Source organism: Acinetobacter sp. 24-47-67 (assembly GCF_056779735.1).
In genome coordinates, this window is sequence record NZ_JBWYIK010000008.1 from 71,097 (window position 1) to 84,783 (window position 13,687).

Genomic DNA, 13,687 nt, shown 5'->3' on the forward strand with positions numbered 1-13,687 from the left:
TGCCTTACTTTTTTTCGGTAAAAGTAACAAAATCATTTTGTATTTCTGATGATACTTGCCTGTATCACAGAAATACAGACGACATCCATGTCGCCGATCCAAAAATCAAATTTTAGGAAAATATTTTAGCTTTTCTAGAGCGCATAAAAAAATCGCATACAATGGCTTAAATGCGATTTTCTAAATAGCACCTCTCCCCTTACGAAGCAGTGCTTCCCATTCCAAAGGGAGAGGCTTAAAGGGTGAATTACATCTCTACCATTTCCACGCCATCAATGCGTGCAACTGTCATTAAGTCTTTATCACCACGACCTGAAACCGTCGCAATAATAATTTGATCTTTAGACATCGTTGGAGCCAACTTAGTCACATATGCCATCGCATGCGAACTTTCAAGTGCAGGAATAATACCTTCAATCTTAGTTAAGTCACGGAAGCCTTGTAATGCTTCATTGTCATTAATTGGAACATACTCAACACGCTTCATATCTTTTAAGAAGCTATGCTCTGGGCCTACACCAGGATAATCCAAACCTGCTGAAATTGAGTGTGTTTCAATAATCTGACCTTGCGCATCTGACATCAGATAAGTACGGTTACCATGCAGCACACCAACATGACCAGCATTTAATGGAGCAGAGTGTTTGCCAGTTTCAATACCGTAACCAGCAGCTTCAACACCGTACATTTTCACCTCTTGATCATTCAGGAATGGATAGAACAAGCCCATCGCATTTGAACCACCGCCGACACAAGCAACCAATGCATCTGGTAGACGACCTGCTTGCTCTTGAATTTGACGGCGTGCTTCACGACCAATGATCGATTGGAAATCACGTACCAATTGAGGATATGGATGTGGACCTGCAACTGTACCAATCACGTAATAGGTAGAATCGACATTTGTTACCCAATCACGCATGGCTTCATTCATGGCATCTTTTAATGTTTTAGAACCACTTTCGACAGGAACAACAGTCGCGCCCAATAAACGCATACGATATACATTCATCGCTTGGCGTTTCACATCATCTGCACCCATGTATACAACACATTCAAGCCCTAAACGCGCTGCGATGGTCGCTGTTGCCACACCATGTTGACCTGCACCAGTCTCAGCAATAATACGTTTTTTGCCTGATAACTTCGCCAGTAAAGCCTGACCAATCGTGTTATTTACTTTATGGGAGCCAGTATGGTTCAAGTCTTCTCGTTTTAAATAGATTTGTGCACCACCCAACTCCTTTGACCATCGCTCAGCATAATAAAGCGGACTTGGACGACCTACATAAAAAGCGAGGTCACGGTCGAATTCTGCCAAAAACTGTTCGTCATTTTTCATTCGGAAATACAGTTGCTCTAGATCTTCTAGTGCAGCCATTAGAGTTTCTGACACAAAACGTCCGCCATGGATACCGAAATGCCCTTTTGCATCAGGGTATTGGGTATAGTCAATCACTTGATCTTGTTGATTAACGGTTTGCTGATCCACGATGGACTCCTTGCATAAAGCGTTCTACGAGTTGTTGGTCTTTTATACCTTTTGCGGACTCTACACCGCCGCTCACATCCACAGCATATGCTTGTGTTGTAAGAATTGCTTGCTCGATATTGTCAGGGTTTAGTCCTCCTGCCAAGATCAATGGAATATTTAATTTTGGAAATGTTGTCCAATCAAAGCTGTGGCCTGTTCCGCCCTTTAAATCTGGATGCCATGCATCCAACAACACAGCACTCGCACCAAACTTTTGATATTTATTGATTTCTTCAACGATATCTAGTTCTGGTTTTACTTGAATTGCTTTATACCAGCGGCGACCCACTGCTTGAGCAATTTGTTTGCACTGTTCTGGACTTTCATCGCCATGAAACTGCAAAATATCTAAAGGGACTTTTTTAAGTATGTTTTGGATCTCTTCGGCTGAACTATTAACAAATAATCCAACTGATTGAATATAAGCAGGAATCGCTTGAACCAACAGTGCTGCTTGCTCAACATCTACGTGTCTTGGACTTGGTGGAAAAAACACAAGTCCTATGGCATCCGCACCAGCTTGCACAACAGCTTGGACATCTTCTAATCGGGTAATCCCACATATTTTTGCACGAGTTCGCATCTATTCTAGCTCTAATCCACCCTCATCATAGCCGATCTATCATTTTTGGGCGCTTCATTGTAAAGCAATTTTTTCATCTTGCGTAAAGTTCACTCAGAATATTCGGTGTGAAGATTGTTTAAATGAGAAGCGCTCTTTATACTGCGCTCAAATTGCAACAAGTCAAAGCAATCGCTTTAGGGAAGTTGGTGAAAATCCAACACTGCCCCCGCAACGGTAAAAAATGAAAAGCATTTCTCAATAGATTTCTGATTTTTAGAGATTTACACCACTGCATGTCATATGTGGGAAGGTGGAAATGTAAGTAATCCAGTTACTACATTTGAGTCCGGATACCTGCTTGTTGTGTTCTTCCACTCAATCATTCACGGGGAAGTGAATGTATGGAGCACGTTATGTCTATTCAATGTCAACCAACAGCTTTGGTTGGTGCAATCGCTATTGCGATGGGTTTTACTACATCAGTTTTTGCTCAAGAACAAATAACTTCTAATGCAACTTTAGAAACTATTGTAATCACAGCTACTCGCTCAGAAGAAAAGCTTGAAAACGTACCTGCACGTATTTCAATTATCCAGCCACAGATTCTCGAACAGTCACCAATTAAAGCTCTGCCAGACCTACTTAAAACAGATCCTAGCATTAACGTGGTTCAATCTGGCGGTTACGGTCAACAAACTTCAATTTTTTTACGAGGCACGAATTCAAATCAAACTCTAGTGCTACGTGACGGCGTCCGCTTAAATACAGCGACAACTGGTGCTGCCTCTATTCCATTTTTAGACACCACCGATCTTAAACAAATTGAAGTTCTAAAAGGTCCAGCATCTGTACTTTATGGAACTGATGCAATTGGAGGGGTGGTTCAATTTGTCACGCGCACACCAGAAAAAACTACAGCTTTTATTACAGGTGAAATTGGTGAAAATAACACCTATAAATCGATTGTTGGCGCAGATTTAGCTGAAAATGGCATCTATGCACAAGTTCGAGGTCAAATATTAGAAACTGACGGTACGCCAGTATTTAATATGAATGATAAACGTAACTATAGCTTTGATCAAAAAGGTTATAGTGCCAAGTTTGGTATAGATCAAAAACGTTATGCTGCATCTTTAGATTTCAGTCAGAACTCAGGAAATGGGGAATACAACAACTGGGGTACATTCTCAAGTCAAGATTTTGAAAATGAAATCATAAATGCAAAGGGACGCATTAACCCAACTGATCAGCTTGAAGTTCATGCACGTTTATCCCAATTTAAAGATGATTTGGAGCAAGTAACTTCTAATAGTTTTGTACACAGTACAACTCAAGAGGCTGAGCTTTATAGCAAATGGAATTTTGTACCAGCCCAAAATATTCTAGTTGGTGTGACCCAACGTAATACTGAAGCTAAAACCGATGCATTAAACGAAGATATTAATTCAACAGGTTACTATATTCAGCATCAATATCAAGCCGATGGCTTGAGTACGCAAGCTGGCATCCGCTTAGAAGACAATGAAAAGTTTGGTTCACACACAGTCATGCAGGGTGCATTCAGATACCAATTGCTTCCTACAACAAGTATTTACACCAATATTGGCACTGCATTTAAAGCACCTACATTAAATGATCTATATGCCTATGGTGGTAATGAGCAACTTAAGCCAGAAGAAAGCATTTCTTATGAAATTGGTATTGACCAAAAAATCCCTCTTAATATTTCATTGGGTGCTTCTGCTTTCTATACCAAAGTTGATAATCTAATTGATTCAATCTGCGTCAGTACTTGTGATGGCGATTGGGTGAATACGTTCCCAACTTACCAAAACCAAAACGTTGATAAAGCACAAATGACAGGCGGTGAATTGACAGCACAGTGGACAAATGATCAGTACTTTATCAATGCAGGCTATACATATATCAAAACTGAAGATACTGAAAAAAATACTGAGTTATTACGTCGTCCTCGTCAATCAGTTACTGTTTCAGCAGGTTTACAAAATGCAAATTATGGTTTAAGTGCTTCGCTCGTTGCCAAATCAAAAGCAAAGGATTTTAGCCAAGATATTCCAGGATATGCTCGAGTAGACTTAAATGCATTCTGGAACCTTAACCCGCATGTAAAACTGTTTACCAATATTGAAAACGTTGGTGATGTGAACTATAAAACTGTTCACAGTGCTGGTGAGCAATATTATGTCAATGGTGGACGTTTAGCTTCTGCTGGTGTGACATTCAGATACTAAGCATTCTTTGACTCATAAATACTTTTGAGAATCATGTCATGCCTATGGCATGATTCTTTTCATATCTAGCACTTAAAAAAATTTAAAGGAAACCTCATGGGTCACCGTTTAAGTAAAATTTATACCCGCACGGGAGATACGGGCACTACCGGACTAGGCGATGGTTCACGTGTACCTAAAGATGATTTACGTATCGATGCGTTAGGTGATGTCGATGAACTCAATGCGACCATTGGTGTATTACGTTCGCACATTGCTTTAAGTAGCATTGAAGACAAAGCTCAATGGGATAAATCACTCAGTCTGATTCAACATTGGTTATTTGATTTAGGCGGCGAAGTCTGCATTCCTGGATTTAACTTGGTTCAACCAGTATGTATTGAATTTTTAGAAAATGATATTGATCGTATGAACGAAGCATTACCCATGCTAAAAGACTTTATTTTGCCAGCTGGTACATTAGTCTGTAGCTATGCACATCAAGCACGTGCTGTCTGCCGTAGAGCTGAACGCAGCGTGATGTCTGTCCATCAACGTGATCAAAATATCCAAGCTACATCATTGCAACTTTTGAACCGCTTATCTGATTGGTTATTCGTCGCATCTCGTACCTTACAACGTGCTGAAGGTGGCTCAGAAGTGCTTTGGCAAAAGAATATCAATGAGACGATTGAGCCCTGACCTTAAAAGTGTAAAAAGGTCTTCATGTTGATTGCCCCATCCACTTAAAATGCTTTTTTGATCAAAATTTTGATTTAAAATCGTCATATTTCATTCATGATTTAGCACTAAAATCACCCTGAAATTTCAGGGTGTTTTATGAAAATAATTGGTCATCGTGGTGCGCGTGGGGAAGCACCTGAAAACACCCTCGGTGGATTTCAATATATTCAAGATATTGGTATCCGCGCTGTAGAATTTGACGTTCGTCAACTCAAAGATAATGCGCTGATCGTGATGCATGATGATGACTTTATTCGTACTACAGGCCAAGCTAAACATTTATACGAATGTGATGAGCAAGATTTAGCGCAGTATAATCATGCCGTAACGTGGTCTGAATGGAATAAAGTCGAAGCTACGCCTCTACTCGATCAAACCCTCAAAATTATTCATAATTTTAATCATATTGAAGTTGAGGTCAAAGCTGTAGAATCGATGAAGGCCGCAGAAAAGATTGTCGAAGCCTTAGATCAACAATTAATAGGCTTTGAAGATTCCGCCATTATCACCAGTTTCGATCCTAAAATTCATCAAGCCCTTCAACAGCAAAAATCAAGGTTTAAGCGTGGATTACTGGTTGAAACCGATATAAAGCATGCAGCCATTGATCAAGCTTTGAAATTTGAATGTTGTCAAATTGGTTGGATGAACGAACTTGCTACAAATGAGATCATTGCCTCCACACTTTCCGCAAATTTAAATATTAGTATTTGGACAGTCAATCATATAGATCGTGCTAAACAGCTTAAGGATTTAGGAATTCAAGGCTTAATTACTGATTATCCCAAGTTAATGATGTCTCACCTATAATATTTTCAAATTCAAAAACTTATTTGATTATTTTTTCTAATTTATTTTCTGAAATTCGTCCAAAGTCGAATTTATACAATGATGTATTCTGTTACGGTTTAAACAATACAACTGTACAATAATGCTAGTGAACACATGTTCGCCCATGTTAGTATTAACGAGTCTAACCTCACAAATTTGTGAGTGGATTTAGTTTTAACCTATTAAAGGTTCTAGGAGTGCTGTTGGAGATGAATGCTCCCCTACCCAAAGCCCCAATCAACTGGATTGCAGTATTTGCATTGGTGTTTTTACCTATTGTCGCCGTTATTGCGATTCCACTTTATGCTTATCATCATGATTTCTCGCTTGCTGCGTGGATCAGCATGTTTGCGCTGTTGGGTCTGAGCAGTCTTGGCATTACCGCAGGTTATCACCGCTTATGGGCACATCGTGCTTATGAAGCGACTGTACCACTCAAAATCATTTTAATGATTATGGGAACCTTTGCTGTACAAAACAGCATTTTGTATTGGGCCTCAGGTCACCGTACCCATCATCGTCATGTTGATGATGTAGAAAAAGATCCCTATTCAATTAAAAATGGCTTCTGGTACGCGCACATCGGTTGGATGCTACGCAACTATCCAGCAGCTGAAGCAAATTACAAAAACGCCCCTGATTTATTGGCTGACAAAATTGTCATGTTCCAAGATAAATATTACATCCCTCTCGTGATTGTCGTTCATGCCGCTATTCTTCTTCCTATTGGATGGGCAGTTGGTGATGTCTGGGGAGTATTATTGTTGGGTGGTTTAATGCGCTTAATTTTAAGCCATCATGTGACTTTCTTTATCAACTCGCTATGCCATATGTGGGGCAAACGTCCGTACACAGATGAAAATACTGCACGTGACAACTTTGTTCTTGCTATTGCGACTTGGGGTGAGGGTTATCATAACTACCATCATATCTTCCAATACGACTATCGCAATGGCGTAAAATGGTGGCAGTACGACCCAACTAAATGGTTGATCTGGACGTGTTCAAAACTAGGGCTCGCAAAAAACTTACGACGTATTCCAAGTTTTAATATTAAAAAAGCTGAGCTTGCAATGAAGTTTAAATATGCCCAACAAGATCTCGCTGTTTACGGCCATAACGTGAATGATGATATCGTGACAGTTAAAACAAAAATTGCTCAAGAATATGAAGCATTTACGCAAACTTTAAATGATTGGGCGAAGCTTAAAGAGCAAGAAATTAATGCCAAAAAAGCAGCTGTTGCTGAAAAAATTCACTTAATGGATAGCAAACTGAAAGTTGAATTCCAATTGGTTGAACAACGTTTATCTCATCATAGAGAGACATTGAACTTATTGGTTCGTAATTTAAAGAAATCACCAGTATCTGAATAACTCATTCAAGAGACTCTTCAGTTACTCCAAAGCTCCGTTGATCGGGGCTTTTTTTATTTTTTCGATACCATTTCCAATGTAGCAGTCACAGTTTTATGTATCGAATTTTGCTATAGTCAAAGTTGTTCATCACATTTTGAAAAATTATATGCAGTTCAATTCTCGCTATAACACACTACCCGCTCGACTGTATCATCATCAACAACCTCTTCCGCTAAAAGGGGCTAAACCTGGTCATTTTAATGAAGCACTTGCAGATGAGTTACTGTGGACTCAAGAAGATAAGATGAACTGGGTAGAAATCTGTAGCGGGCAAAAAACTTTTGCTGAGTTTGAACCTTTGGCGATGGTATACGCGGGTCACCAATTTGGACAATGGGCTGGACAGCTTGGTGACGGTCGCGGTTTACTCATTGCTCAAATCCTGGATCAAAATAACAACACGGTCGATTTACATCTTAAAGGTGCTGGCTCTACCCCCTATTCTCGGAGAGGCGATGGTCGTGCAGTGTTACGTTCCGTTATTCGTGAATATTTGGCTGGACACGCCCTCAATGCCCTAGGTGTTCAATCCAGTAATGCGATTGGTTTTGTATCATCAGATCAAGGTGTACAACGAGAAAAACTTGAACGTGGCGCGATGATGTTGCGTACGTGTGATACACATATTCGCTTAGGTCACTTTGAGTGGATTAATCAATTTCAGCCAGATCTACTGCATGAATTTACGCAAAAGTGCATTGAATGGCACTACCCTGAATGTTTGGAGACAGAACAACCTGTTCTCTCTTTTGCAACTCAAGTCATTCAACGTACTGCGATCATGATCGCCAAGTGGCAACTGATTGGTTTTGCGCACGGGGTCATGAATACTGACAACCTGAATATTACCGGCTCAACTTTAGATTTCGGACCTTATGGTTTTATGGAGCGTTTCCGTCCTAATTGGATCAACAATCATTCTGATTACCAAGGACGCTATACGTATCAGAACCAACCGAGTATCGGGCACTGGAATTTATGGACTTGGTTAAATAGTCTCATTTATCTTTGTCCAGAAAATTATGATCGAGAGCAATGGAAACAAGACTTGTCTTACTGTTTAGAACACTATGAACCAACGTTCCTGGAACACTATAAACTTGGTTTAAGTCAAAAAATGGGATTACCAAGTTTTCATAAAGATAGCTTTGATTGTGGTATGGCTTTTCTACATATTTTACAAACAGAACAACTTGATTACACCCAAAGTTTTATTCGTTTACAGAATAAAGCGTATGAACAAATCAAAGATGATTGCCTTGATCGTATCGCATTTGAGCGGTTTCTTCACCAATATCTCTCAATACGAGAAAATCAAGACACTGACGATCTCGATCAAGCGATGTTAACAGCCAATCCACACTACGTTCTACGAAACCATATGGCACAGAAAGCAATTGAACTTGCTGAACGTGATGATTTCTCTGAAGTTGATCGCTTGTTCAAACTTCTTCAAACACCATACACCAAACAAGAACGTCTTGAACAACCAGAAGACTTAGGCCCTTTAGCTAGTGATGTCCCTGAAATTCAAGTCAGTTGTTCATCATAAGTTATTCACAAACCTCTCTCATTCTGTGGATAATTTAATCATTATCCACAATACCCATTCGTTTTGACTATGCATTTACATCAATTGGCAGCATCACAAGCTTTAAAACTTCCTGAAGTCACTGTCAGTCAACCGTTTGGTGAGGGATGTGATGTTTATAAAATTATGGATAAAGTCTTTTTGCTCGCATTTCATTTACAAGGCAAAGCTGCGATTAATTTAAAAGTCGAACCAGATCATGGACATATGTTAAAAGATATTTATCCTTATATTCGATCTGGATGGCACATGAATAAACGACACTGGGTTTCCATCTATGATGAATCTGAATTGGATGAAGAGCTTATCAAAGATTTGATCTCCAATTCCTATAATCTTGTGGTATCGAAGCTTAAAAAAGCCGAACAAAAGCATATCGCTTTACTCAGAGTCATTTGAATAAAGTTAAAAATTGCTTTTCTATAACAATAATTACGCTAAATTAATAAATAGTAGTAATACGAAAAACTTATTCTATATTTGGGTTATATCATTACAACTCTATGAGTACGATATTCATGATGGATATAGAACAACTTTTTGGATTATCAACTCAGATGATCTTAGAGCTAAAACAAGAAATTATTAATAGTGACATTATCGATTGTGGGCCGCGTTTGGACTTAGTTAAACAATGTATTTACATCTCATTTGAGCATGGGCTTGGAGTAAGTGGTTTATTATCTTCAAATCTACCAACACAAGCTATGATTTTACTTAGATCACAATTTGAAGCTGTAGTCAGAGCATATTGGTTATTATTTCTTGCAAGTAATCATCAAATATCAAAATTGCAATTTAGTTACACATTTGAAGAGCAATTTGAATCCGACGCATGTCCAATGATTTCTGAAATGCTTGATAAGCTTAGTGCTGCAAACTTACCTGCTCAGCCAATAATTCAGACCCTTTGTGATTTCAAAAAATATCATTTGAAGCAACTTAACTCCATAGTACATACTGGAAAACAGTCATTTACTAGAGATGTTATGGGATATAAAGATGAGATGCTGATCACCTTGATGCGCCAATCAAATAACTTAATAACCGTAGCTGCACAGATAATCTTAAAGCACACAGTTCCTGATAAACAAAAATATATTAGTGTTTTGATCGAAAAATATAGATATTGTTTTTATATGGTTGATGATGTTGATCCTATAGTAAAAGCTAGAGTCGAAGCTTACTTTAAATAAAAATACGATAGCCACCTTTAATAAGCTCATATCCTAACAAAGTTACATGAAAGTTGCATATGAAATGGCCAATTGTAGAGACCCTAACCAAAACCAACGCACCAAAAAAAAGCGAACTTCTAGATTCGCTTTTTTTTATCACAAAGAATCAATCTTCAGGATATTCGAAACGATATCCCACCCCATAAACAGCTTGAACCCATTCATGGCGATTACCTGTTTCCGCGGCATCCGAGATTTTACGGCGCAAGTTTTTGATATGGCTATCAATCACACGATCTGCCACTTCAAAACTGTCTGGGTTGATATGATCCAATAATTGCGCACGAGAGTACACCTGACCTACGTGTTCTAAAAATAATTCAAGAAGTCGAAATTCTGTAGGTGTCAAATTTAAAGATTTGTTTTGATACCAAATTCGTTGTTGACCTTTGTCCATACGGAATAAATTATTTTCTTCAGGTTCTGCTTTACGATCTAAACGTCGCAACACTGCTTGAACACGAGCAACTAACTCTTTAGGGCTAAATGGTTTACAAACATAATCATCCGCCCCCATATTCAAACCAAGTACACGATCAATCTCTTCCGTTCGTGCTGTCACCATGATAATAGGCAAATCAGACTGCTCACGGACTTTACGGGTGATCGTGAGACCATCCATACGAGGTACCATCAAATCTAAAACCATTAGACTTGGTTTACGTTGTAAAAAGCTATCATAAGCCTCTTGACCATCGTGAAACATACTGACTTCAAAGCCAGCTGCTTCAAGATAATCTCGCACCAATTGAGCAAGTTCTACTTCATCTTCAACCAGCATCACATGTTTCATATGTCACCCTTCTTCAATTTAAAACGATTTCTTTGGAAATGTGAGGATGCAGCGCAATCCACCCAATGGTGAGTGGTCAAACTTCAAGGAGCCCTTCATGCCTTGTGTAATTTTGCACGATAATGCTAGTCCTAATCCAGTTCCGCCAGTACTACGTGTTCTAGAATCATCCGCTCGATAGAAACGCTCACCTAAATGAGCCAATTGCTCATCAGTAAGACCTAATGGGCTATCGTCAACAATCACCGACCAAGTCTTATCGTTTTCGATCGTATGCACATGAATTCTTCCACCGGCTTCCGTATAGCGAATAGTATTACCGAGTAAGTTGACCATAATTTGTTTAAAACGATCTACATCTAATTGTAATTTCGTTCCATGCCCCTCTGCGCTAATCGTGAGATCGGCTTGTTCAAATTTAGGTTTGAAATTTTCAATCTCATTTAACACGACACTCCAAGGGTCAATTTCATTGAAATCAAAATTGAGTTGTTGTGCTTCAGCCTGTGCTAACGCAGCCAAATCTTGTGTTAATTTTTTCAGACTCGAAACTTGTGCCAACATTGAAGCAAAATGTTCAGGCGTTGGTTTACGTATTCCATCTTGCATTGCTTCAATTTGTGCTTGCAAAACAGCCAGCGGCGTTTTTAACTCATGCGAAGTGTCTGCAACCCACTGCTTTCTAGAATTTTCATGCTGATCTAGAATCACAGCTAACTGATTAATTTCAGTCGAAAGATCGCCAAGCTCATCGTTACGATTTACTATCACCTGATGCTGAAAATTTCCTTTGGTTAATTCTCGTGTTGCATTTAATAAGCGTTGAATTGGCTTTCTAAAATAAGTTGCTAATAATAAGGCAGCAACCAAACTCGAAATAAATGTCAGAATATATATTAAAAATAAATAACGCTTTTGATTGCTAAAGAAATTAATACTTAAAGCATCATCTTGATCTAAAACAGGTCTTAGCCCGAGATACCCCACAATATTGCCATCAACTGTGATCGGTCGATACGACACCATATTCTCTGATGGTTCCCCCAAGATAAACTGTTGTTTTGCATCATATAAGGAAAGTCTAGAACTTAAACCCAAGTGATCAGACATAGATATAAATAGTTTCTTGCCCTGCTGGTATTCAGAAGTTCTCAAACTAGAAAGCTTATTTTCATGTGATTTATCAGAACTGTTCGTCGTTCTTGTCTGATTCTGATTTGAACTTAATGGGAAACGCAATCCTTCAAATGGCTGAAATGCAGAAGGTAAATTTTCTTCTAAGACTTTCAGCTCTTCAGGGCTAATAGTTTGCGTTCTTTGTGACTCAATTTCGCTAATTAATGTATGCTCTTTGAAATAACGCTGCTGCAATGCAATATCATATTGGCGACGTAACCACCAACGTGATAGTCGATCATAATCATCGGGTGCAGCTTCACCTTCAATTTGTAAAATCTGAGCTTGAACAGCATTGCCCCAATCCTGATAAACAGAGAATACGCCCGCTAAATTATCGATTAGATGATCAAGCTTTTGCATTTCTACATCAGCTACATATTTGGTGAAGTTTTTTTGCATCGTCCAATGCAGCACACTTAAGCTAACCGTCGTAATGAGCAATGTCGTTAACAGTACTGTAAAAAATAAGCGTAGTGCGATTGGTACGCGACGTATATTCAAATTTAACTCACATTATTTCTTCGTTTTTCAGTATTGTATCTAACACTGATTCAAAAAACTCTCCATTGTTTCTTCATCTTTATTATTTAATCTTTACCTATACCGAATCCAAACAACTTTGGGGATAAACATAATGAAAGCGATGAACAAAATTGTATTGGTGACCACTGGTTTAATCAGTATGGGCGCACTTACTGCATGTCAAACAACAACTCAAGCACCTCAAGAAGTTAAAAAGGGTCACTTTGATAAAAAACATCATCATAAAGAACGTTTAACACCTGAACAACGCGAGCAATTCAAACAAGCGCGTGCTGACCGTAAAGCGATGATGCAGCAAATTCGTCAAGCATGCGACGGCAAAGCTGTAGGTCAAACTGTTCAAATCAAAACTGATAAACAAAATATTGATGGTACTTGTCATATCCGTTTCATAGCGGATCGTGCTGATATGAAAAAAATGCATGAGCAAGCACGTGCCCAATTTAAAGCTGAAAAGCCAGCTTCGGTCCAAGCTAACCGTTCACAAAAAGGTGAACCGCTCACAGATGCCAAACGTGCTGAGCTTGTTCAAAAATTTGATCAACGTTTGATGCAACAGCAAGTTAGTCAAAATGCAAAACTTCAAGCATGCAATGGACAAACTGACGGTAAAAAAGTTCAAATCAAAGTGGGTGAACAGACTATCAACGGTGTATGTAAAGTTTATTTCAAACCAAATCAACCACTCGTTAAACCAGACTTAAAAAAATCCGCATAATTCAATTCAACTCACTACTAAGTGATTGAATATTAAAAAGGCGCATGTTGCGCCTTTTTTTATGTCATAACTTATTACGTTTTTGACTATTCTGTTCACATATAATTCACGAAAAAACTTTATACTCTAAACACTTAGCCAAAATTAATATTTTTTCTTTGACTTTACAGTCACACAGAATATGGCTATAAAACTTGTACCAAGCAATAACTTATTGCACGATGTAATAGAACAAAATAGGTGTCGTAGATGACACGACATTTTTTATTAGGATTATAAATCTGGTTTAACCAGTATTGAGG

General features: G+C 38.6%; 12 protein-coding genes and 1 riboswitch. Of the genes, 8 read left to right on the top strand and 4 right to left on the bottom strand.

Translation table 11 applies throughout. The features are described from left to right. Window positions 1-247 precede the first annotated feature (247 nt). Both trpB and AC1M9K_RS10565 read right to left on the bottom strand, forming a co-directional pair. Window positions 248-1,492 (bottom strand): tryptophan synthase subunit beta, encoded by a 1,245-nt coding sequence (gene trpB, locus AC1M9K_RS10560; RefSeq protein WP_092767544.1) that lies wholly within the window; start codon window positions 1,490-1,492, stop codon window positions 248-250. Then, window positions 1,473-2,117 carry a phosphoribosylanthranilate isomerase gene (locus AC1M9K_RS10565; protein WP_092767547.1) on the bottom strand — a complete coding sequence of 215 codons (645 nt, stop codon included), beginning with the start codon at window positions 2,115-2,117 and terminating at the stop codon, window positions 1,473-1,475. The genes trpB and AC1M9K_RS10565 overlap by 20 nt, the downstream gene beginning before the upstream one ends. A gap of 142 nt (window positions 2,118-2,259) precedes the next feature. Then, a riboswitch (cobalamin riboswitch) is annotated at window positions 2,260-2,475 on the top strand. 37 nt (window positions 2,476-2,512) lie between these two features. Here AC1M9K_RS10565 and AC1M9K_RS10570 point away from each other — a divergent pair. From AC1M9K_RS10570 to AC1M9K_RS10600, 7 genes are all read left to right on the top strand, one after another. Next, window positions 2,513-4,351 carry a TonB-dependent receptor plug domain-containing protein gene (locus AC1M9K_RS10570; protein WP_092767549.1) on the top strand — a complete coding sequence of 613 codons (1,839 nt, stop codon included), beginning with the start codon at window positions 2,513-2,515 and terminating at the stop codon, window positions 4,349-4,351. 96 nt (window positions 4,352-4,447) lie between these two features. Continuing rightward, the gene (locus AC1M9K_RS10575) at window positions 4,448-5,032 is read left to right on the top strand and encodes a cob(I)yrinic acid a,c-diamide adenosyltransferase (protein ID WP_481589235.1); all 585 of its coding nucleotides are present in this window, start codon (window positions 4,448-4,450) and stop codon (window positions 5,030-5,032) included. 138 nt (window positions 5,033-5,170) lie between these two features. Further along, the gene (locus AC1M9K_RS10580) at window positions 5,171-5,884 is read left to right on the top strand and encodes a glycerophosphodiester phosphodiesterase (protein ID WP_481589236.1); all 714 of its coding nucleotides are present in this window, start codon (window positions 5,171-5,173) and stop codon (window positions 5,882-5,884) included. Between the two features lie 230 nt (window positions 5,885-6,114). Then, window positions 6,115-7,281 (top strand): acyl-CoA desaturase, encoded by a 1,167-nt coding sequence (locus AC1M9K_RS10585; protein ID WP_481589237.1) that lies wholly within the window; start codon window positions 6,115-6,117, stop codon window positions 7,279-7,281. 148 nt (window positions 7,282-7,429) lie between these two features. After that, window positions 7,430-8,875: a protein adenylyltransferase SelO gene (locus AC1M9K_RS10590; protein WP_481589238.1), complete on the top strand. Its 1,446-nt coding sequence runs from the start codon at window positions 7,430-7,432 to the stop codon at window positions 8,873-8,875. 69 nt (window positions 8,876-8,944) lie between these two features. Further along, window positions 8,945-9,313, top strand: a complete 369-nt coding sequence (locus tag AC1M9K_RS10595) for an MmcQ/YjbR family DNA-binding protein (protein ID WP_481589239.1) — start codon at window positions 8,945-8,947, stop codon at window positions 9,311-9,313. A 119-nt stretch (window positions 9,314-9,432) separates the two neighbouring features. Continuing rightward, window positions 9,433-10,110, top strand: coding sequence for a DUF6988 family protein (locus AC1M9K_RS10600; RefSeq protein ID WP_481589240.1), 678 nt, complete (start codon window positions 9,433-9,435; stop codon window positions 10,108-10,110). A gap of 148 nt (window positions 10,111-10,258) precedes the next feature. Here AC1M9K_RS10600 and AC1M9K_RS10605 read toward each other — a convergent pair whose 3' ends face one another. Both AC1M9K_RS10605 and baeS read right to left on the bottom strand, forming a co-directional pair. Further along, window positions 10,259-10,945 carry a response regulator gene (locus AC1M9K_RS10605; protein WP_092767563.1) on the bottom strand — a complete coding sequence of 229 codons (687 nt, stop codon included), beginning with the start codon at window positions 10,943-10,945 and terminating at the stop codon, window positions 10,259-10,261. Window positions 10,946-10,963: 18 nt separating this feature from the next. Next, on the bottom strand, window positions 10,964-12,625 hold the full coding sequence (gene baeS / locus AC1M9K_RS10610) for a sensor histidine kinase efflux regulator BaeS (RefSeq protein WP_481589241.1): 1,662 nt from the start codon (window positions 12,623-12,625) through the stop codon (window positions 10,964-10,966). A gap of 133 nt (window positions 12,626-12,758) precedes the next feature. Between baeS and AC1M9K_RS10615 the strand changes: the two genes are divergently transcribed. Then, window positions 12,759-13,385, top strand: a complete 627-nt coding sequence (locus AC1M9K_RS10615; RefSeq protein ID WP_481589242.1) for a hypothetical protein — start codon at window positions 12,759-12,761, stop codon at window positions 13,383-13,385. The last annotated feature ends 302 nt before the right edge of the window (window positions 13,386-13,687 follow it).